This is a genomic window from Humibacillus xanthopallidus, from assembly GCF_006717145.1.
GTDB classification, from domain to species: domain Bacteria; phylum Actinomycetota; class Actinomycetes; order Actinomycetales; family Dermatophilaceae; genus Humibacillus; species Humibacillus xanthopallidus.
The window spans coordinates 319,365-339,454 of the sequence record NZ_VFQF01000001.1; the positions used below are offsets into that span (position 1 = coordinate 319,365).

Here is a 20,090-nt window from a genome sequence, read left to right on the forward strand (position 1 = left end):
CCGCCAGCCGCGGTGCCGATGTCCTCGTCGCCGGCCCCGGCTGCACCCCCACCGAGCCGGCGGATCCACCCGGCGTGGTGGGTCGCCGTCGTCACCTTCCTGACGATCATCGGAGCCGCGGGCTTCCGCTCCACCCCGGGCGTGCTCATGACGCCGCTGCACGAGGAGTTCGGCTGGCCGATGGGTGTCATCGGCGGCGCCGTGTCGGTCAACCTCGTCCTCTTCGGTCTCGCGGCGCCTTTCTCGGCGGCCCTCATGGAGCGGCTCGGAATTCAGCGGGTCATCGCGACGGCCCTCGTGCTCGTCAGCATCGGGTCGCTCCTGCCCATCTGGATGACCGCCTCGTGGCAGCTCGTCCTCTGCTGGGGGATCGTCGTCGGCCTCGGCACCGGCGCGATGGCGATGAGCCTCGTGGCGACCGTCACCGGGCGCTGGTTCGTCGCGCGCCGCGGCCTCGTCACGGGCGTGCTCACCGCGGCGGGCGCGACGGGTCAGCTCATCTTCCTGCCCGTCCTCGCGTGGCTCGCCGAGCACCACGGGTGGCGCAGCGCCGCGATCGCGACGTCGGCCGCGGCGCTCGCCGTCGTGCCGCTCGTGCTGTGGAAGCTGCACGACCATCCGAGCGTCCTCGGCATCACGGCATACGGCGCTCCGGAGGGCACGCCCGTCGGACGGCCGCCGAGGCCGACCGGCCACCCGGCGCGGTTGGCGCTCACGACGCTGCGCGACGCGTCGCGCACGAAGGTCTTCTGGCTGCTCGCCGGCAGCTTCGCGGTGTGCGGCGCCTCGACGAACGGCCTCGTCGGCACCCACTTCATCCCCGCCGCCCACGACCACGGCATGGCGACGACGACGGCGGCCGGGTTGCTCGCGCTCGTCGGTGTCTTCGACATCGTCGGCACGGTCTTCTCGGGGTGGCTCACGGACCGCGTCGACCCGCGCATCCTCCTGACGGCCTACTACACGCTGCGCGGAGGCTCGCTCTTCCTGCTGCCCTCGCTCTTCAGCGACTCGATGCACGTCAACATGCTTGCCTTCATCCTCTTCTACGGCCTCGACTGGGTGGCGACCGTGCCTCCCACGATCGCCTTGTGCCGCAGCGCCTTCGGTGAGCGCGCGCCGATCGTCTTCGGCTGGGTCTTCGCCTCCCACCAGATCGGCGCGGCCTTCGCCGCACTCGGGGCGGGGCTCATCCGTGACCAGCTCGGCACCTACACCCTCGCGTGGTACGTTGCCGGCGCCCTCTGCCTCGTCGCCGCCGTGATGTGCGTCTCGATCGCGACCGCTCGGCTGTCAGATGCGTCACCTCAGCGCACGGAGTCTGGCGCGGAGGCGTCCCCGGCGGCACAGTGAGGCCATGAGCGACGGCGCTTCGACGGCATACCAGAGCATCTACGACGCGAGCCTGCGCGACCCCGAGGGTTTCTGGCGCACGGCGGCCACCCTCATCGACTGGGTGACGCCACCGGACCGCGTCCTCGACGACTCGCGGCCGCCGTTCTACCGGTGGTATCCCGATGCCGAGCTCAACGTGTGCTTCAACGCCGTCGACCGGCACGTCGAGGCGGGGCGCGGTCAGCAGGCAGCCGTGCACTACGACTCGCCCGTGACAGGCACCAAGACCACGCTGACGTATGCCGACCTGCTGGCTCGTGTGCGCGCCGTGGCCGGAGGCCTGCGCGGGCTGGGCGTCGGCAAGGGCGACCGCGTCGTCATCTACATGCCGATGGTGCCCGAGGCGGTCATCGCGATGCTGGCCTGCGCCCGCATCGGCGCGATCCACTCCGTCGTCTTCGGCGGATTCGCGCCCCAGGAGCTCGCCGCGCGCATCGACGACGCCGCCCCCAAGGTCGTGCTGTCTGCGTCGTGCGGCGTGGAGCCGAGCCGCGTCGTGCGCTACAAGCCCTTCCTCGACGAGGCGATCCACCGCTCCGACCACAAGCCCGAGCGCTGCGTCATCCTCCAGCGCGAGCAGCTCGAGGCCGAGCTCGGCGAGCGCGACATCGACTGGCGCGACTTCGAGTCGAGCGAGGCGGCCCGCGAAGGGGCCGAGTGCGTGACGGTCGCCGCGACCGACCCGCTCTACATCCTCTACACGTCCGGCACGACCGGGAAGCCCAAGGGGATCTACCGCGACAGCGGGGGATATGCCGTGGCGCTGCGCTGGTCGATGGAGGCGATCTACGACGTCGCGCCGGGCGAGACGATGTTCACCGCCAGCGACGTCGGCTGGGTCGTCGGGCACTCCTACATCGTCTACGCCCCGCTGCTGACGGGAGCGACGACGGTGCTCTACGAGGGCAAGCCGATCGGTACGCCCGATGCCGGCGCGTTCTGGCGCGTCATCGAGGAGTACCGCGCCGTCTGCCTCTTCACGGCACCGACCGCCTTCCGGGCGATCAAGAAGGAGGACTCGACCGCGTCGCTCGTCGCCGACTACGACCTGTCGAGCTTCCGTGCGCTCTTCCTTGCCGGTGAGCGTCTGGACCCCGACACCTACGAGTGGGCCTCCGCGGCGCTCGGCAAGCCCGTCATCGACAACTGGTGGCAGACCGAGACCGGCTGGCCGATCGCCGCGAACCCCAAGGGAATCGGGCTGCTGCCGATCAAGGCCGGCTCACCGACCGTGGCGGTTCCCGGCTACGACGTGCAGATCCTCGACGGCTCCGGCGAGTCGGTCGAGCCGGGGGTCGAGGGAGCGATCTGCATCAAGCTCCCGATGCCGCCCGGCACCCTGCCGACCCTCTGGGGTGACGACGAGCGCTACATCAGCTCCTACCTCTCGGCCTACCCCGGCTACTACCTCACCGGTGACGGTGGCTACGTCGACGAGGACGGCTACCTCTACGTCATGGGCCGCACCGACGACGTGCTCAACGTCGCCGGCCACCGGCTCTCGACCGGCGCCCTCGAGGCCGCGCTCGCGGGCCACGAGGCGGTGGCCGAGTGCGCCGTCATCGGGGTGCACGACGACCTCAAGGGTCAGGTGCCGCGCGGGCTCGTCGTGCTGAAGTCCGGCATCGACGCCGCGACCGAGGGCGAGCGCATCAGCCGCGAGCTCGTCGCTCGCGTGCGGTCGGAGGTCGGCGCCGTCGCAGCCCTGCACCAGGTCGACATCGTGGCCGGGCTGCCCAAGACGCGGTCGGGCAAGATCCTGCGCAAGACGATGCGTGAGATCGCCGACGGCAAGTCGCCGACCGTGCCCGCGACGATCGAGGACCCGGCAGTGCTCGAGGCCCTCGGCTCCGTCCTCCGCGGCTCCTGACCCTCCCGCAGCGTCCCGAACCCCCCGCATCAACCCCCGGTTCGAGGTGATGCCGGACTTGACGTGGCTCCCGCGATCACCTCGAATCGGGGTGTGAGGCCTGGGGGTTCGAGGTGATTCTGGACCTGACGTGGCTGCCACCATCACCTCGAATCGGGGTGTGAGGGCTGCGGATTCGAGGTGATCCCGGCACCGACGTGGATGCCGCGATCACCTCGAACCGGGGGGTGGGAGGAGGAGGGGGAGGACGTCGTCGATGGTGTCGACGAGGTGCAGGACCTGCTCCATCCGCCGGCCTCGGGCCAGTGCCTGCAGCGCCGGCCACACCGGAACCGTCTCGGTCCAGTGCTCCTGCCCGACGAGCACGAGAGGTGGGAGCACTGCGTCGTCCGCCGCGTAGTAGAGCGGAGTCACCGCCTGGAAGACCTCCTGCACCGTGCCCGCCGCCCCGTCGAGCACGACGACTCCCGCGTTGGAGCGGGCGAGCAGCCCCTCCTCGCGGATCGCGTTGGAGAAGTACTTCGCGATGACGTCGCAGAAGACGTTGGGCGGCTCGTGGCCGTAGAACCACGTGGGGATTCCGAGCGAGCGCGCGGTCGGTCCGAGGGTCTCGGGCGTCGCCGCCGGCTCGTCACCGACCACGGCCTCGCGCGCCTCCAGCGCGACGCGCGCCCAGGCCGTCACGTCGGGGCGGAAGCCGGGCACGGGAGCGATCCGCCGCACGGCCTCCGCGACAGCGTCCGGCGTTGGGCAGAGCGCACCGAGGTTCGCCGCCTCCATCGCCCCCGGACCACCTCCGGTCGCGACGACGTGCCCCGCCTCCGCCAGGGCGTGGCCGAGACCGGCCGCCCCCGCGTATGCCGCCGAGTGCCGTCCCACGGCATGCCCGCCCATGATGCCCACGACCGAACGCCCCGCGACGAACTCGTCGAGCGCGTCGGTGACCGAGTCGTCGTGGATCGCCCGCACGAGCGTGCAGTACGCGTCGGTGCGCAGCCGGGCATCGACGAACCACGCGTAGGCGCGGGCGTCAGGCGTCGCGGCATACCCCTGCTCGAGGCCCGCGTAGAGGTCAGCGGGGACGTAGAGCCCGCGCCACGGGTCGACCGGTGCGTCGGCGATGCCCGGGAAGACGATGGCCCCGCCGTGCAGGAGCACCTCGGCGACGTCGCGGGGCACCCGGCCACCGAGCACGACGAGGCCGGTGAGGTCACCGTGGGCGGCGAGCCGGTCGGCGTGACCCGAGAGGTCGAGGTCCTGCAGCCGCAGCCCCGAGAGCGGCTCACCGGAGTCGAGGTGGTCGTCCAGCTCGTCGAGGCTCTCGATCTCCATCCGCACATCCTCACGCACGGCACCCCGCCGAGGGGGAGGCGGGCCGAACGAGCTGTTGCAGCGAAAACCACACCGGAGCGCAGCGCGGTGACAGGCTGCTGACATGAAGAGCACCATGCAGACGACGCCCCTGCTCATCTCGACGCTGATGCGCTACGGCACGACGGTGCACGGCGCCAGCGAGGTCGTCACGTGGACCGCCGAGGGCGGCCGGCGGACGACCTTCCGCCAGCTGGGGGAGCAGGCCGCGCAGTTGGCGAACGCGCTGCGGCGGCTCGGCATCACGGGTGACCAGCGGGTCGCCACCTTCATGTGGAACAACGCCGAGCACCTCGCGGCCTACCTCGCGGTGCCGTCGATGGGGGCGGTCCTGCACGCCCTCAACATCCGGCTCTTCCCCGAGCAGCTCGTCTACGTCACGCGCCACGGCGGTAGCGAGGTCGTCATCGTCGACAACACCCTCGCGCAGCCGTTCAGCCGGTTGCTGCCGCACCTGCCCGCGGTGCGGCACGTCATCGTCAACGGCCCGGTCGACGACGAGACGCGCGAGGCACTCGCCGCTCCTGACACCGTCGAGGCGGTCCACGACTTCGCCGGCCTGATCGCGAACGAGCCGGTCACCTTCGACTGGCGCGACGACCTGGACGACGACGACGCCGCGTCGATGTGCTACACCTCCGGCACGACGGGCAACCCCAAGGGTGTCGTCTACTCCCACCGGAGCAATTACCTGCACTCGATGGCCGTCGCCGCGACGCTCGGCATGACGTCTGCCGACCGGCTGCTCATCGTCGTGCCCCTCTTCCACGCCAACGCCTGGGGCTTCCCCTACAGCGCCATGGTGAGCGGCGCGACCCTCGTCATGCCCGACCGGTTCCTCCAGGCGGCGCCGCTGACGGCGATGATCGAGGCCGAGAAGGTGACCGGCGGGGCCGGCGTGCCGACGATCTGGAACGACCTGCTCCACCACCTCGACACGGAGGAGGCCGACGTCTCCTCGGTGCGGATGCTCATGGTGGGAGGGTCCGCGGCGCCCCCGGCCCTCATCCGCGCCTTTGCCCAGAACCACGACATCGACATCATCCACGGCTGGGGCATGACCGAGATGTCGCCCGTCGGGTCGCTCGCCGTGCCCCCGGGCCACGTCGAGCCCGGCTCCGAGGAGTACTGGGAGTACAAGTCGAGCCAGGGCCGCATCCTCTGTGGTCTCGAGGCCCGGATCGTCGCCCCGGACGGCGCGGTCGCCGAGCCCGGCTCCGGGGTGGTCGGTGAGCTCGAGATGAGGGGGCCGTGGGTCACGGCCTCCTACTACCGCAGCGGCACGGAGTCACAGGCCGAGGTCGACGACATGGCGTCGAAGTTCGACGACGGGTGGCTGCGCACCGGGGACGTCGGCCGGTTGTCGCAGGACGGATTCCTCAACCTCACCGACCGGGCCAAGGACGTCATCAAGTCAGGCGGGGAGTGGATCAGCTCCGTCGACCTCGAGAACGCCCTCATGGCGCATCCCGACGTCCTCGAGGCGTCGGTCGTCGGAGTCCCGGATGAGAAGTGGGGCGAGCGACCTCTGGCCTCGGTCGTGCTGAGGCCAGAGGTCGCGACGAGCATCGAGGACCTGCGCGACTTCCTCGAGAGCCGGGTCGCCCACTGGCAGGTGCCGGAGCGGTGGGCGCTCATCGACGAGGTGCCCAAGACGAGCGTCGGCAAGTTCGACAAGAAGCGCCTGCGCCAGCAGTACGCCGACGGGGACCTCCAGGTCACCTCGCTCTAGCGCCTCGCCCGTCTCCACGGGTGGATCACGAGCCGACGAGGAAGCACGGCCTGCAAGGATCGCCGGGTGACCGGTGTGCTCGAGGGCTTCGCGACGATCGCCGTGATCGTCGCGGTCGGGTGGCTGCTCGCCGACCGCCGCATCCTCGACGAGAGCGCGCAGGTCAACCTCTCGAGGCTCGCCTTCTACGTCGCGTCGCCGGCCCTGCTGCTCACCGTCATGCAGCGCACCTCGCTCGACCAGGTGCTGTCGGCCAACCTCGTGACGTCGCTCATCAGCTTCGTCGTCGTCGTCGGGGTCTACCTTCTGATCGCCCGATTCCGTTGGGCGGGAGGCACGCTCGGGTCACGCTTGATCGGGAGCCTCTCGGCGGCATACGTCAATGCGGGCAACCTCGGCATCCCCATCGCGCTCTACGTGCTCGGCGACGTCGCCTGGGTGGCACCGACGCTCCTCATGCAGCTGCTCATCATCACGCCTGTCGCGATGGCGCTCTTCGACAGCGACGCGCGCGGCGAGCGCCCGACGCTGGGTCGCAGTGTGCGACGGATGTTCAGCAACCCGATCACCCTGGGCGCCGTCGCCGGCCTGCTCATCGCCGTCTTCGACATCCACCTGCCGCGCGTGGTCGCGGCGCCCATCGACCTGCTCGGTGCCATGGCGGTTCCCTCGATGCTCGTCGCCTTCGGCATCTCGCTCCGGCGCGGCCCTCGACCGGCCACGGGCCGCGGCGCCACCCATGTCTGGACCCTCGTCGGGCTGAAGGTCCTGCTCATGCCGGCGGTCGCGCTCGGCGTCGGGCTCGCGCTCGGCCTGCGCCGCGAGGCGCTCTTCGCCGTCGTCGTGACCGCGGCGCTGCCGACAGCGCAGAACATCTTCACGTATGCCGTCCGCTACCGCCGCGAGGTGAGCCTCGCCCGCGACGTCATCTTCATCAGCACCTTCGTGTCGGTGCCCGTCATCCTCGGCATCGCGGCGCTCTTCCACTGGCTCGCGGGCGTCTGACCCAGCCCATCGAGAGCGCACTCCGACTGCGTTGTCGATCAGAGCGCGCCGCAGACCCCGATCGAGAGAGCACTCCGTCGGGCGACGAAGTGCTCTCTCGATCGGCGTGCGGTGCTGGGGGGCTGGTCAGAAGCCGAAGTCGCCTCCGCCGAAGTCCCCGCCGAAGCTGCCGCCACCGAAGTCTCCGCCGAACTCGCCACCTGCGAAGTCCTGGCCCCCGGCGTCTCCGCCGGCGTCTCCGCCGCCATCCCCACCGGAGTCACCGGAGTCACCGGAGTCGCCCGAGTCACCGCCGTCGGCCGACGCGTCCCCGGCCTCCTGGGCCTCGGGGGAGGAGTCGTATCCGCCGAGCATCATGTCGGCGAGCGCGGAGCCGACGACGACGCCGGCGATGGTGCCGAGCATCGAGCCGGCGATCATGCCGCCCATGCCCATGCCGCCGGGTCGTCCGCCACCGAAGGCGCCCTGGAGGTAGCCGGGGCGGTTCATCTCGGCGCGGGTCGCGCTGCGGGCGAGGTCGGCGGGCTGGTCGCTGCGCGGCCGCTCCGACTCCGGCAGGTCGTCATTGAGGCGCTGGAGCACGAGCTGGCGCTGCTCGGGCGACAGCTTGCCGAAGGCCTCGGTGTGCACGCGCTCGATGTCCTCAGGTGGCGCGGTGCGCAGCAGGTACTTGTAGCGGGCGATGGCCCGCTCGTCCTCCGTGGAGGCGCCACCGTGCGGAGCCGGCACGGCGTAGGGCTGGCCCGTCGGCGCCGGCTGTCCGGTCGGCGACCCGGCTCCCCACTGGCCGCTGGGCGTCTGCTGGGGGCGTTGCTGCTGCAAGGGTTCTCGGCCCAGCAGCTTGTCGAGGAATCCCATGTCGTCTCCTTGCGTCGGCGTCGCATGACGGTCGCGGGTGTCACGCGGCCGTATGCCGCGCGCGTCCACCCACGTGTCCTACCCAACGACGCTGGGCCGGCCACCGTTCCTGCGGTGGCCGGCCCAGCGGCATACATCGGGGGTCGTGCGGGTGCCGACGACGGCTCAGAGGTGGTTCTCGGCCTCGATGAGCACGCCGCGCAGGCGCGACTCGATGTCGTCGAACTCCGTCGGGCCCATGATGAGCGGCGGCGCGAGCTGGATGACGGGGTCGCCCCGGTCGTCGGCGCGGCAGTAGATGCCGGCGTCGAAGAGCGCCTTGGAGAGGAAGCCGCGGAGGAGGCGCTCCGACTCGGCGTCGTTGAACGTCTCGCGAGTGGCCTTGTCCTTGACGAGCTCGATGCCGTAGAAGTACCCGGCGCCGCGCACGTCACCGACGAGCGGGAGGTCGAGCAGCTTGTCGAGGGTCGCCTTGAAGATCGGGGCGTTGGTCTTGACCCGGTCGTTGAGGCCCTCGCGCTCGAAGATGTCGAGGTTGGTCATCGCGACCGCCGCCGACACGGGGTGGCCACCGAAGGTGTAGCCGTGCGGGAAGTAGGTCGTGCCGTTCTTGAAGGGCTCGAAGAGGCGGTCGCTCGCGATCATCGCGCCGATGGGGGAGTAGCCGCTCGTCATGCCCTTGGCGCACGTGATGATGTCGGGCACGTAGCCAAAGTCGTCGCACGCGAACATCGAGCCGATGCGGCCGAAGGAGCAGATGACCTCGTCGGACACGAGGAGCACGTCGTACTCGTCGCAGATCTCACGCACGCGCTCGAAGTAGCCGGCGGGCGGCGGGAAGCAGCCGCCGGAGTTCTGGACCGGCTCGAGGAAGACCGCGGCGACCGTGTCGGGGCCCTCGAACTCGATGGCCTCGGCGATGCGGTCGGCGGCCCAGCGGCCGAAGGCCTTCTCGTCGTCGCGCAGGTGCTCAGGCGCGCGGTACATGTTGGTGTTCGGCACCTTGTGCGCACCGGGCACGAGCGGCTCGAACATCTCCTTGGCCGCCGGGATGCCGGTGATCGACAGGGCACCCTGGGGCGTGCCGTGGTAGGCGACCGCGCGGGAGATGACCTTGTGCTTCGTCGGCTTGCCGGTCAGCTTGAAGTACTGCTTCGCGAGCTTCCACGCGGTCTCGACGGCCTCGCCGCCGCCCGTCGTGAAGAAGACGCGGTTGAGGTCGCCGGGCGCGTGGCTGGCGAGCCGCTCCGCGAGCTCGATCGCCTTTGGGTGCGCGTAGCTCCAGAGCGGGAAGAACGCGAGCTCCTTGGCCTGCTTGGCCGCAGCCTCCGCCAGCTCCTCGCGGCCATGGCCGACCTGCACGACGAACAGGCCCGAGAGGCCGTCGACGTACTCGTTGCCGCGGTCGTCCCAGATCTTCCAGCCGTCGCCCTTGGTGATGATGGGCACGGAGTGGCCGAGACCGCCCTCGCCCTTGTTCTCGAAGACCGAGTGGCGCGTGAAGTGCATCCACAGGTGGTCGCGGGCGGCATCGGAGTGCAGCGCGCCCGTCGGTGTGCGGTGGTCTGAGGTGGGCTCCCAGACCTCGTTCGGGTTGATGCTCATCGTGTACCCCAGTTGTAGAGCTGCTTGTTGAGTTTCAGGTAGACGAACGTCTCGGTCGCCGTGACACCCGGCAGCGGTCGGATGCGGCTCGTGAGCAGCTCGAGCAGGTGGTTGTCGTTCTCGCAGACGACCTCGGCCAGCACGTCGAAGCTGCCGGCCGTCGTCACGACGTAGGACACCTCGTCCATCGCGGTCAACGCGTCGGCCACGGCTGTCATGTCGCCAGATACGCGCAGCCCGACCATCGCCTGGCGCTGGAACCCCACCTGCAATGGGTCCGTCACCGCGACGATCTGCATGACGTCGGCCTCCAGCAGGCGCTGGACCCGCTGCCGGACGGCGGCCTCGGAGAGGCCGACCTCCGCGGCGATGGAGGCGTAGGACTTGCGTCCGTCGTGCTGGAGGAGCTCGATGATGGTCTTGCTGACCTCGTCGAGGTTGACGGAGGGTTTCCTGGTGGTGCCGCCCCCGTTGTTGGCCACGCCCCGGATCGTCGTCATGGCCCGATAGTGACCTGTGGAACGCGCTGTTGGCAAGTCCCTGATCGACTGATTCCGAAGATTTATCTTCCGTAGGGTTCACCAAAGCGCAGTTTTGTGTCTAGCATCGGCGCATGACCTCGCAGCCGCGCCAGCTCCGCAACTTCATCGGTGGCCAGTACGTCGACCCCGAGACCGACGCGACGACCGACATCGTCGACCCCTCCACGGCCCAGGTGGTCGCCAAGGCCCCCGTCAGCACGCAGGCCGACGTCGACCGCGCCTACGCGGCGGCGTCGACGGCCTTCGAGACGTGGGGTGACACGACGCCGGGTGAGCGCCAGGCCGCCCTGCTGAAGTTCGCCGACGCCATCGAGGCACGGGCCGACGACTTCGTCCGCCTCGAGGCCGCGAACACCGGCAAGCCGCACGCCCTCACGGCGAGCGAGGAGATCCCCCCGATGCTCGACCAGCTCCGGTTCTTCGCCGGGGCGGCACGCGTGCTCGAGGGCAAGTCGGCCGGCGAGTACATGAAGGGCCACACCTCGTGGATCCGGCGCGAGCCGATCGGCGTCGTCGGCCAGGTCACCCCGTGGAACTACCCGATGATGATGGCGATGTGGAAGATCGCCCCGGCGCTCGCCGCCGGCAACACGATCGTGCTCAAGCCGAGCGACACGACCCCCGAGACGACCCTGCTGCTCGCCGAGCTCGCGTCGGAGTTCCTCCCCGAAGGCACCTTCAACGTCGTCACGGGTGACCGCGAGACCGGCCGTCACCTCGTCGAGCACCGCACGCCGGCCCTCGTCGCCATCACCGGCTCGGTGCGCGCCGGCATGCAGGTCGCCGAGAGCGCGTCGCGCGACCTCAAGCGCGTCCACCTCGAGCTCGGCGGCAAGGCACCCGTCGTCGTCTTCGACGACGCCGACATCGAGGCGGCCGTCGAGGGCATCGCGATCGCGGGCTACTTCAACGCGGGGCAGGACTGCACCGCAGCGACGCGCGTGCTCGCCGGCCCCCGCATCCACGACGACTTCGTCGCCGCGCTCGCCGAGTATGCCGCCGGGTCGGCCAAGGTCGGTATGCCGGACGACCCGGACGCGCTGTTCGGCCCGGTCAACAACCCGAACCAGGTCGCGCACGTCGGCGGCATGATCGACCGGCTGCCCGACCACGCCCGCATCGCGGCCGGTGGTCGGCGCGCCGAGGGCCTGGGCGACGGCTACTTCTTCGAGCCCACGGTGCTCGCGGGCCTGCGCCAGGACGACGAGCAGATCCAGAACGAGATCTTCGGCCCGGTCATCACGGTGCAGCAGTTCACCGACGAGGCCGAGGCGATCGCCTGGGCCAACGGTGTGCAGTACGGCCTCGCCTCGTCCGTGTGGACCCGCGACTTCGGCAAGGCCATGCGGATGAGCAAGAAGCTCGACTTCGGGTGTGTGTGGATCAACACGCACATCCCGGTCGTCGCCGAGATGCCGCACGGGGGCTTCAAGCACAGCGGCTATGGCAAGGACCTGTCGATGTACGGACTCGAGGACTACACCCGCATCAAGCACGTCATGGCCAACATCGAGTCATGAGCCTTCGCGCCGCCCGGTCCGGGCGGCGCGAACTCTTGTGCCTCACCGAACGTTCAGCACACCAGCGACCAGCACCACTCACGGGTCAGCGTCGATCCCCTCCACCCGGCCCCACGAAAACCCCCTGGAGAAGTGAACCCCATGAACGACAAGTCATTCGACAAGGACAACCCGATGCTGCGAGCCGCCCTCATGCGGGGTCTCGTCAGCCGCAGGTCGGCGATGATGGGGGCCGCCGGCGTCGGCGCCGCCGCCTTCCTCGCGGCCTGCGGGTCGGCCGGCAAGAACGCCTCCACGGGTGGCGCCTCCGGTGGCGCGGCCAGCCGCACCGCAGCGGCGGCGCAGGACATGTCCGACGCCGAGAAGGTCATCAACTGGTCGAACTGGACCGAGTACATCGACACGAGCAAGGACGGCAAGTCGCGTCCGTCGCTCGACGCCTTCCAGAAGAAGACCGGCATCAAGGTCAACTACACCGAGGACTACCTCGACAACGACGAGTTCTACGCGAAGGTGCGTCCGCTCCTCGAAGGCGGCAAGGACACCGGCCGTGACGTGTGGTGCAGCACCGACTGGATGGTGGCCCGCCTCATCCGCCAGGGCTACGTCCAGAAGCTCGACCTCGCCAACATCCCCAACGCGAAGAACCTCAGCGACTCGCTGAAGAACGTCGAGTTTGACCCGGGCCGGCTCTACTCCCTGCCGTGGCAGAGCGGTTTCGCCGGCATCGGCTACAACCTCAAGGCGACCGGCGGCAAGAAGATCGAGTCGATCACCCAGCTGCTCACCGACCCGGCTCTCAAGGGCAAGGTCACCCTCCTCACCGAGATGCGCGACACGGTCGGCCTCGTGATGATGGAGCAGGGCAAGGACATCTCGAAGTTCACCGACGCGGACTTCCAGGCCGCGATCGACGTGCTCCAGCAGGCGAAGGACTCGGGCCAGATCCTGCGCTTCACCGGCAACGAGTACACCGAGGGCCTGGCCAAGGGCGACATCGCCGCGTGCGTGGCCTGGACGGGCGACGTCGTGCAGCTGCAGTTCGACGACCCCAACATCCAGTACGCCCTGCCGGAGAAGGGCTACACGCTCTGGTCCGACAACTTCGTCATCCCGGCTCTCGCCAAGCACAAGAAGAACGCCGAGAAGCTCATCGACTACTACTACGACCCGGCCGTCATGGCGGAGGTCGTGGCCTTCGTCAACTACATCTCCCCGGTCAAGGGCACGGCTGCCGAGCTGACGAAGCTCGACCCGGCCCTCGGCAAGAACCCCCTCATCGTGCCGACGGAGGATGTCCTGTCGCGTGCGCAGGTCTTCCGGGGCCTCAGCACCGCCGAGGAGACCAAGTACAACAAGCTCTACTCCGCCCTGACGACGGCATGAGCGAGCAGAGCAAGGGCGACCTCAGCCTCGTCGCCCTCACCAAGTCCTTCGCGACCTTCACGGCCGTCCACCCGCTCGACCTGACCATCCCGCAGGGGTCGTTCTTCGCGCTGCTCGGGCCCTCGGGCTGCGGCAAGACGACGACCCTGCGGATGATCGCCGGGCTCGAGGAGCCGACGGGCGGGCGGATCCGCATCGGCGACAGCGACATCACCGAGACCAAGGCCTACCAGCGCAACGTCAACACGGTCTTCCAGAGCTACGCCCTCTTCCCGCACATGTCTGTGCTCGACAACGTCATGTTCGGGCTGCGCCGGCGCGGCGACAAGGACGCCAAGGCCAAGGCCAACGAGGTGCTCGAGCTCGTCCAGCTCGGGCAGGTCGCGAACAAGAAGCCGACGCAGCTCTCGGGCGGCATGCAGCAGCGCGTGGCGCTCGCCCGTGCCCTCGTCAACCGGCCCGACGTGCTGCTCCTCGACGAGCCGCTCGGCGCGCTCGACCTCAAGCTGCGGCGCCAGATGCAGATCGAGCTGAAGCGCATCCAGCAGGAGGTCGGCCTGACCTTCATCCACGTCACGCACGACCAGGAGGAGGCCATGACCATGGCCGACTCCATCGCCGTGATGAACGCGGGTCGCATGGAGCAGCTCGGCGACCCGGCCACGCTCTACGAACAGCCGCGGTCGACCTTCGTCGCCAACTTCCTCGGGCAGTCCAACCTGCTGCGGGCCCGGGTCAACCCCGGTGGCACCGACGAGATGGTCACGGTGCGCGCCCACGACGTCGACCTCGAGGTCTCGCGGGAGCACCTGCCCGACGGTGTCGGCGACGTGTGGCTCGGGGTGCGCCCCGAGAAGCTGCGCCTCGGCGAGTCCGGTGGCCCGAACCACCTGCGCGGCATCGTGCGCGACGTGTCCTTCAGTGGTGTCGCCACGCAGTACTCCGTCGAGATGCCGTGGGGCCAGGAGCTCATCGTCATCCAGCAGAACGACGGCTCGAACCGGGCGACCCTCGGCGAGGCCGTCACCGTCTCCTGGGCCGCCCAGCACGGATTCGCCCTCGACGCGTCGCAGGACGCAGAGGCCGGGGCCGAGCTGGTGGACGACCATGGCTGAGGCCGCGGTCCTGTCGACCGGCTCGGCAGCGCCGCCGAGCCGGCGCCGGCGCAACTGGGTGCCCTACGCGCTACTGCTGCCCGGCATCCTCTGGCTCCTGATCTTCTTCGTCCTGCCGATGGTGACCCTCGCGTCGCAGTCGCTGCAGGAGGGCAACGTCGACGACGGCTACGTCTTCACCGCCAACTTCAGCATCTACCTCGACGCGCTGAAGCAGTACTGGCCGCAGTTCGTGCGCTCGTTCGTCTATGCCGGCATCGCGACGGGTCTCGCGCTCCTGCTCGGCTACCCGCTCGCCTACTTCATCGCGCAGAAGGCCGGCCGCCACAAGAACCTCGTCCTCGTGCTCGTCATCGCGCCGTTCTTCACGAGCTTCCTCATCCGCACGCTGGCATGGCGCACGATCCTGTCCGACGACTGGTTCATCACGACGTGGGCCCAGAACCTCCACATCACCGACTTCCTGCAGGCGGTGGGGCTCACCGACAACGACTCGCTGCTCAACTCGCAGTTCGCCGTCATCATGGGCCTCACCTACAACTTCCTGCCGTTCATGATCCTGCCGCTCTACACCTCGCTCGAGCGACTCGACCCGCGGCTCATCGAGGCTGCAGGCGACCTCTACGCGTCGCCGTGGCAGACCTTCCGCAAGGTCACCTGGCCGCTGTCGCTCCCCGGAGTCGTCGCCGGCACCCTGCTGACCTTCATCCCCGCAGCGGGTGACTTCATCAACGCCAGGCTGCTCGGCAACACCCAGACGACGATGATCGGCTCGGTCATCGACAGCCAGTTCCTCCGGGTGCTCGACTACCCGCTCGCGGCCGCGCTGTCGTTCATCCTGCTCGTCCTCATCGTCGCGATGGTCTCGGTCTACGTGCGCCGGGCCGGAACGGAGGAGCTGCTCTGATGTCCTGGATCAAGCGACACCTCATCACCTTCGCCGCGATCGCGGTGCTCATCTACATGCTCGTGCCCAACGTCATCGTGGCGGCGTTCTCGTTCAACGACCCCAAGGGCAAGTACAACTACAACTTCAACGAGTTCTCGACGGCGGCCTGGACCAACCCCTGTGGAGCCCAGGGCATCTGCGAGTCGCTCGGGCTCAGCCTGCAGATCGGTGTCATCGCGTCGCTGGCCGCGACGGCCCTCGGCACGATGATCGCCTTCGCCCTCGGCCGCTACCGCTTCCGCGGACGGTCGGCGACGAACCTGCTCATCTTCATGCCGATGGCCACGCCCGAGGTCGTCATGGGTTCGAGCCTGCTGACGCTCTTCCTCATGCTCGGCGTGCCCTCCGGCCGCACGGCGATCCTCATCGCCCACATCATGTTCTGCGTGTCGTTCGTCGTCGTGGCCGTCAAGGCGCGGGTGGCGACCCTCGACCCGAAGCTCGAGGAGGCGGCGGCTGACCTCGGGGCCAACCCGACGCAGACCTTCATGAGGGTGACGCTGCCGCTCGCTGCCCCCGGCATCGCGGCGGGAGCCCTGCTCGCCTTCTCGCTGAGCTTCGACGACTACATCATCACGAACTTCAACGCGAGCCCGAGCTCGATCACGTTCCCGATGTACGTCTGGGGCGCCTCGGCGCGCGGCGTGCCCGTGCAGGTCTACGTCATCGGAACCGTGATGTTCCTGCTGGCCCTCATCGTCGTCATGACGGGTCAGCTCATCTCCAGCAGACGCAACCGACAGGTGGCCTGATCCAGCATGCGTGTCCTCATGATCGGCTCCGGGGGAGTCGGTGACGCCGCCGCGCGCATCGCGGCGGAGCGTGACTTCTTCGAGCTGTGGGTCGTCGCCGACTACGACGTGGCACGCGCTGAGCGCACCGTCGCGGCCGTCACCGGACGGCATTCCGGAATGAAGGGTGGCGGGGCTCGCGAGCTCGCATCCGCCACCCTTCCCCGGCTCCACGGAACTCCGGGAGCACCGGGTGGGGAGGGGCGCTTCGTCGCCGCCCAGGTCGACGCCTCGTCGGCCGAGGCGGTGACGGAGCTCGCCCTCGCCCACGGCGCGACCCACGTCTTCAACGCCGTCGACCCGAAGTTCAACATCCCGGTCTTCACCGGCGCCAGGGCCGCCGGGGCCGACTACCTCGACATGGCGATGAGCCTGTCGCAGCGTCACCCCGAGCAGCCCTTCGAGAAGGTCGGCGTCATGCTCGGCGACGAGCAGTTCGCCGTGGCGGGGGAGTGGGAGGCCGAGGGCCGTCTCGCGCTCGTCGGCATCGGCGTCGAGCCCGGGCTCTCCGACGTCTTCGCGCGGTATGCCGCCGACCACCTCTTCGACGAGATCGACGAGCTCGGCACCCGCGACGGCGCCAACCTCGTCGTCCACGACGAGCAGGGCAACGACATCTTCGCCCCGAGCTTCTCCATGTGGACGACGATCGAGGAGTGCCTCAACCCTCCGGTCATCTGGGAGAAGGAGCGCGGCTGGTTCACGACCGCGCCGTTCAGCGAGCCGGAGGTCTTCGACTTCCCGGCCGGCATCGGGCCCGTCGAGTGCGTCAACGTCGAGCACGAGGAGGTGCTCCTCATGCCGCGCTGGGTCGACGCGAAGCGGGTCACCTTCAAGTACGGCCTCGGCGACGAGTTCATCACCATCCTCAAGGTCCTGAACACGCTCGGTCTCGACCGCACGGAGCCGATCACCGTCAAGGGGGTGCAGGTCTCGCCGCGCGACGTCGTCGCAGCGGCGCTGCCCGACCCCGCGACGATCGGCCCGCGGATGACGGGCAAGACGTGCGCCGGGCTCTTCGTCACCGGCACGGGCAAGGACGGCCTGCCGCGCCGCACCTACCTCTACCACGTCGTCGACAACGCCGACACGATGGCGGGCTACGACGCCCAGTGCGTCGTCTGGCAGACCGCGATCAACCCCGTCGTCGCCCTCGAGCTGCTCGCGAACGGCACGTGGAAGGGGGCCGGTGTCCTCGGGCCCGAGGCGTTCGACGCCGTGCCCTTCCTCGACCTGCTGGCCGCACCGAAGCCCGCGGGCTACGGCTCGCCGTGGGGCCTCGAGGACCGCTGACGCCCCGCAAGGGCCGGGCGGTGCCGATCATCAACAGAGAGTTAGGGTTTCAGTCATGGCAACGGTGACGCAGCAGTCAGTTCTCGAGTCCGTCCCCAAGGGACTGCTCATCGGCGGTCAGTGGCGCGATGCCAGCGGCGGCAAGACCCTCGCCGTCGACGACCCGGCCACCGGCGAGATCCTCACGCACGTCGCCGACGCCAGCGTCGCCGACGGCAAGGCGGCCCTCGACGCAGCCGTCGCGGCGCAGTCGGACTGGGCCCGCACGGCACCGCGCGACCGCGGGGAGATGCTGCGGGCGGCATACGAGAAGATCACCGAGCGGGCCGACGAGTTCGCCATGCTCATGACGCTCGAGATGGGCAAGACGCTCGCCGAGAGCCGCGGCGAGGTCGCCTACGGCGCCGAGTTCTTCCGGTGGTTCTCGGAGGAGGCCGTGCGCATCGGCGGTCGCTACGCCGTCTCGCCCAACGGCGCCACCCGGCTCATGACGATGAAGCAGCCCGTCGGCCCCGTGCTCATGATCACGCCGTGGAACTTCCCGCTCGCGATGGGCACCCGCAAGATCGGCCCGGCCATCGCGGCCGGCTGCACGATGGTCGTCAAGCCGGCCAGCCAGACCCCGCTGACGATGCTCGCGCTCGCCGACGTGCTCCAGGAGGTCGGGCTGCCCGACGGCGTGCTCAACGTCGTCACGACGACGACGACCGGCGAGGTGATGGAGCCGATCATCCGCGACCCGCGCCTGCGCAAGCTGACCTTCACCGGGTCGACGTCGGTGGGCCGCAAGCTCATCGAGCAGGCGTCCGAGCAGATCCTGCGCGTGTCGATGGAGCTCGGCGGCAACGCGCCGTTCCTCGTCTTCGGCGACGCCGACGTCGACAAGGCCGTGACCGGCGCCATGCTGGCCAAGATGCGCAACATGGGCGAGGCCTGCACCGCCGCCAACCGCTTCTATGTGCACGAGTCGCTCGCCGAGGAGTTCTCGACCAAGCTCGCCGAGCGGATGGGTGCGCTTACCCTCGGCCGCGGCACCGAGGAGGGTGTCGACGTCGGCCCCCTCGTCGACGAGAAGTCGCGCGACAAGGTCTCCGCGCTCGTCGACGACGCGGTCGCCAAGGGCGCCCGGGTCGTCGTCGGGGGCTCGGCTCGTGAGGGAGCGGGCTGGTTCTACCAGCCGACCGTCCTCACCGACGTGCCCGAGACCGCCGACCTCGCCCGTGAGGAGATCTTCGGGCCCGTCGCCCCGGTGTCGACCTTCAGCACCGACGACGAGGCGATCCGCATGGCCAACGACACGGAGTACGGTCTCGTCGCCTACCTCTTCACCAACGACCTCTCCCGGGCGCTCACGGTCTCCGAGGCCCTCGAGTTCGGAATGGTCGGGGTCAACCAGGGCATCGTCTCCAACCCGGCGGCGCCCTTCGGTGGCGTCAAGGCCTCCGGCGTCGGCCGCGAGGGTGGCTTCGAGGGCATCGAGGAGTACCTCGAGACGAAGTACGTCGGGATCGCCCTCTGAGCCCTGCGCGGGAGTCGCCAAACCGCCCCGCAGCGACGCCGGGCTGTGGTGAAATCTGCCCATGGTGACACCTGCGGCCCACCGCGAGACCGGACCGCTTCGCTCGCTCGACGCGCTGCTCGACGACACCGACGCGGTGCTCCGGCGCGGCGGCACCGCGGGCGCGACCGTGTGGTCGACCGGGTTCCCCCTGCTCGACGACACGCTGACCGGTGGGTTCCGCTCGGGCGAGCTCGTGCTCCTCGGTGGCCCGGCCGGCCACGGCAAGACGACGATGGGGGTGCAGTTCGCGCGAAATGTCGTCGCGGCCGGCGGCACCGCGGTGATCTTCTCCTACGAGCACGAGAGCCACACGCTCCTCGAGCGGCTCATCGCCATGGAGGCCGCCGAGCGCACGCAGGGTGAGGTCGCCGGTGTCATCGAGGTGCGGCGCGCGTTCGAGGCCGGCTCCGGCGGGGGTTCGCTCGAGGCCGTGCTGTCCGCTCTGCCCGGCGGGGCGCGGGCGTATGCCGCCCTGACGAGCTACGGCGACCGCCTGCACATCCACGAGTCGTCCGGAGCGACGACGACGCTCGAGGAGGTCTCCGCCGTCATCCGCGCCGTCACGCAGACGACCGGGGAGGCGCCGTTCGTGCTGCTCGACTACGTGCAGAAGATCCCGGTCGACCGGCCCGATGAGACCGAGCGGGTCACGGCAGCGGCCGAGGGGCTCAAGGACCTGGCGCTCGAGGCCCGGGTGCCGATCGTCGCGATCTCGGCGGCCGACAAGGAGGCGCTCGTCTCGGGGCACCGGATGCGCACCCACGACCTGCGCGGGTCGTCTGCGCTCGCCTTCGAGGCCGACGTCGTCATGATCGTCGGCGACAAGGTCGACATCGTCTCGCGCGAGCACCTCGTCTACGACCTCGGCAACATCCAGCGCTTCCGTGGCTGGTCGGTGCTGACGATGGAGAAGAACCGCCACGGCCAGGCCCGCATCGAGCTCGAGTTCGCCAAGGACTTCGAGCACGGCCGCTTCCACCCCGAGGGCAACGCCGTCAACGAGCGGCTCATCGACGAGCGCGTCTTCATCTCCTAGCGGGAGCCGGCCGGACGGCATACCGGGGCGGTTGGCCAGCTCGACCGTGTCGGCTGGGTCG

Annotated in this window: 16 protein-coding genes; 12 read left to right on the forward strand and 4 right to left on the reverse strand. The window is 69.6% G+C overall.

Going from position 1 to position 20,090, the window contains the following annotated elements:
• The first annotated feature begins 18 nt into the window (after positions 1-18).
• Complete coding sequence (locus FHX52_RS01440; RefSeq protein ID WP_185747199.1) at positions 19-1,353, forward strand: MFS transporter; 1,335 nt, start codon at positions 19-21, stop codon at positions 1,351-1,353.
• Positions 1,354-1,357: 4 nt separating this feature from the next.
• Positions 1,358-3,265, forward strand: coding sequence for a propionyl-CoA synthetase (locus tag FHX52_RS01445; RefSeq protein ID WP_141819272.1), 1,908 nt, complete (start codon positions 1,358-1,360; stop codon positions 3,263-3,265).
• A 210-nt stretch (positions 3,266-3,475) separates the two neighbouring features.
• Here the strand turns inward: FHX52_RS01445 and FHX52_RS01450 are convergent, their stop codons facing one another.
• Positions 3,476-4,597 (reverse strand): LOG family protein, encoded by a 1,122-nt coding sequence (locus FHX52_RS01450; protein ID WP_141819274.1) that lies wholly within the window; start codon positions 4,595-4,597, stop codon positions 3,476-3,478.
• A 103-nt stretch (positions 4,598-4,700) separates the two neighbouring features.
• On the opposite strand from FHX52_RS01450, the gene FHX52_RS01455 reads away from it, so the two are divergent.
• Positions 4,701-6,368, forward strand: a complete 1,668-nt coding sequence (locus tag FHX52_RS01455; RefSeq protein ID WP_141819276.1) for a fatty acid--CoA ligase — start codon at positions 4,701-4,703, stop codon at positions 6,366-6,368.
• A gap of 66 nt (positions 6,369-6,434) precedes the next feature.
• A complete protein-coding gene (locus tag FHX52_RS01460; protein ID WP_141819278.1) occupies positions 6,435-7,373 on the forward strand; it encodes an AEC family transporter in 939 nt (312 codons plus the stop codon).
• A 126-nt stretch (positions 7,374-7,499) separates the two neighbouring features.
• Here FHX52_RS01460 and FHX52_RS01465 read toward each other — a convergent pair whose 3' ends face one another.
• The 3 genes from FHX52_RS01465 to FHX52_RS01475 form a co-directional block, all read right to left on the reverse strand.
• Positions 7,500-8,231 (reverse strand): hypothetical protein, encoded by a 732-nt coding sequence (locus FHX52_RS01465; protein ID WP_141819280.1) that lies wholly within the window; start codon positions 8,229-8,231, stop codon positions 7,500-7,502.
• Between the two features lie 165 nt (positions 8,232-8,396).
• Positions 8,397-9,836, reverse strand: a complete 1,440-nt coding sequence (locus FHX52_RS01470; protein ID WP_141819282.1) for an aspartate aminotransferase family protein — start codon at positions 9,834-9,836, stop codon at positions 8,397-8,399.
• The gene (locus FHX52_RS01475; protein ID WP_185747028.1) at positions 9,833-10,336 is read right to left on the reverse strand and encodes an Lrp/AsnC family transcriptional regulator; all 504 of its coding nucleotides are present in this window, start codon (positions 10,334-10,336) and stop codon (positions 9,833-9,835) included. The genes FHX52_RS01470 and FHX52_RS01475 overlap by 4 nt, the downstream gene beginning before the upstream one ends.
• 113 nt (positions 10,337-10,449) lie before the next feature.
• Between FHX52_RS01475 and FHX52_RS01480 the strand changes: the two genes are divergently transcribed.
• The 8 genes from FHX52_RS01480 to FHX52_RS01515 all read left to right on the forward strand — a co-directional run bounded on the left by FHX52_RS01480 (position 10,450) and on the right by FHX52_RS01515 (position 20,029).
• Positions 10,450-11,898, forward strand: a complete 1,449-nt coding sequence (locus FHX52_RS01480) for a gamma-aminobutyraldehyde dehydrogenase (protein ID WP_141819284.1) — start codon at positions 10,450-10,452, stop codon at positions 11,896-11,898.
• A gap of 141 nt (positions 11,899-12,039) precedes the next feature.
• The gene (locus FHX52_RS01485; RefSeq protein WP_141819286.1) at positions 12,040-13,284 is read left to right on the forward strand and encodes a polyamine ABC transporter substrate-binding protein; all 1,245 of its coding nucleotides are present in this window, start codon (positions 12,040-12,042) and stop codon (positions 13,282-13,284) included.
• Positions 13,281-14,399 carry an ABC transporter ATP-binding protein gene (locus FHX52_RS01490; protein ID WP_141819288.1) on the forward strand — a complete coding sequence of 373 codons (1,119 nt, stop codon included), beginning with the start codon at positions 13,281-13,283 and terminating at the stop codon, positions 14,397-14,399. The genes FHX52_RS01485 and FHX52_RS01490 overlap by 4 nt, the downstream gene beginning before the upstream one ends.
• The gene (locus FHX52_RS01495; RefSeq protein ID WP_141819290.1) at positions 14,392-15,306 is read left to right on the forward strand and encodes an ABC transporter permease; all 915 of its coding nucleotides are present in this window, start codon (positions 14,392-14,394) and stop codon (positions 15,304-15,306) included. The genes FHX52_RS01490 and FHX52_RS01495 overlap by 8 nt, the downstream gene beginning before the upstream one ends.
• The gene (locus FHX52_RS01500; RefSeq protein ID WP_141819292.1) at positions 15,306-16,100 is read left to right on the forward strand and encodes an ABC transporter permease; all 795 of its coding nucleotides are present in this window, start codon (positions 15,306-15,308) and stop codon (positions 16,098-16,100) included. The genes FHX52_RS01495 and FHX52_RS01500 overlap by 1 nt, the downstream gene beginning before the upstream one ends.
• Positions 16,101-16,106: 6 nt before the next feature.
• The gene (locus FHX52_RS01505; protein WP_141819294.1) at positions 16,107-17,432 is read left to right on the forward strand and encodes a saccharopine dehydrogenase family protein; all 1,326 of its coding nucleotides are present in this window, start codon (positions 16,107-16,109) and stop codon (positions 17,430-17,432) included.
• A gap of 55 nt (positions 17,433-17,487) precedes the next feature.
• A complete protein-coding gene (locus FHX52_RS01510) occupies positions 17,488-18,951 on the forward strand; it encodes an NAD-dependent succinate-semialdehyde dehydrogenase (protein ID WP_141819296.1) in 1,464 nt (487 codons plus the stop codon).
• 61 nt (positions 18,952-19,012) lie between these two features.
• Positions 19,013-20,029, forward strand: a complete 1,017-nt coding sequence (locus tag FHX52_RS01515; protein ID WP_141819298.1) for a DnaB-like helicase C-terminal domain-containing protein — start codon at positions 19,013-19,015, stop codon at positions 20,027-20,029.
• The last annotated feature ends 61 nt before the right edge of the window (positions 20,030-20,090 follow it).

Excerpts from the sequence above, each read along its gene's own strand:
- FHX52_RS01500 (WP_141819292.1), top strand. The coding sequence starts at position 15,306 with ATGTCCTGGATCAAGCGACACCTCATCACCTTCGCCGCGATCGCGGTG.
- FHX52_RS01470 (WP_141819282.1), bottom strand. The coding sequence starts at position 9,836 with ATGAGCATCAACCCGAACGAGGTCTGGGAGCCCACCTCAGACCACCGC.
- FHX52_RS01455 (WP_141819276.1), top strand. The coding sequence starts at position 4,701 with ATGAAGAGCACCATGCAGACGACGCCCCTGCTCATCTCGACGCTGATG.
- FHX52_RS01505 (WP_141819294.1), top strand. The coding sequence starts at position 16,107 with ATGCGTGTCCTCATGATCGGCTCCGGGGGAGTCGGTGACGCCGCCGCG.
- FHX52_RS01490 (WP_141819288.1), top strand. The coding sequence starts at position 13,281 with ATGAGCGAGCAGAGCAAGGGCGACCTCAGCCTCGTCGCCCTCACCAAG.
- FHX52_RS01515 (WP_141819298.1), top strand. The coding sequence starts at position 19,013 with ATGGTGACACCTGCGGCCCACCGCGAGACCGGACCGCTTCGCTCGCTC.
- FHX52_RS01480 (WP_141819284.1), top strand. The coding sequence starts at position 10,450 with ATGACCTCGCAGCCGCGCCAGCTCCGCAACTTCATCGGTGGCCAGTAC.
- FHX52_RS01510 (WP_141819296.1), top strand. The coding sequence starts at position 17,488 with ATGGCAACGGTGACGCAGCAGTCAGTTCTCGAGTCCGTCCCCAAGGGA.
- FHX52_RS01445 (WP_141819272.1), top strand. The coding sequence starts at position 1,358 with ATGAGCGACGGCGCTTCGACGGCATACCAGAGCATCTACGACGCGAGC.
- FHX52_RS01450 (WP_141819274.1), bottom strand. The coding sequence starts at position 4,597 with ATGGAGATCGAGAGCCTCGACGAGCTGGACGACCACCTCGACTCCGGT.
- FHX52_RS01465 (WP_141819280.1), bottom strand. The coding sequence starts at position 8,231 with ATGGGATTCCTCGACAAGCTGCTGGGCCGAGAACCCTTGCAGCAGCAA.
- FHX52_RS01440 (WP_185747199.1), top strand. The coding sequence starts at position 19 with ATGTCCTCGTCGCCGGCCCCGGCTGCACCCCCACCGAGCCGGCGGATC.
- FHX52_RS01475 (WP_185747028.1), bottom strand. The coding sequence starts at position 10,336 with ATGACGACGATCCGGGGCGTGGCCAACAACGGGGGCGGCACCACCAGG.
- FHX52_RS01485 (WP_141819286.1), top strand. The coding sequence starts at position 12,040 with ATGAACGACAAGTCATTCGACAAGGACAACCCGATGCTGCGAGCCGCC.
- FHX52_RS01495 (WP_141819290.1), top strand. The coding sequence starts at position 14,392 with ATGGCTGAGGCCGCGGTCCTGTCGACCGGCTCGGCAGCGCCGCCGAGC.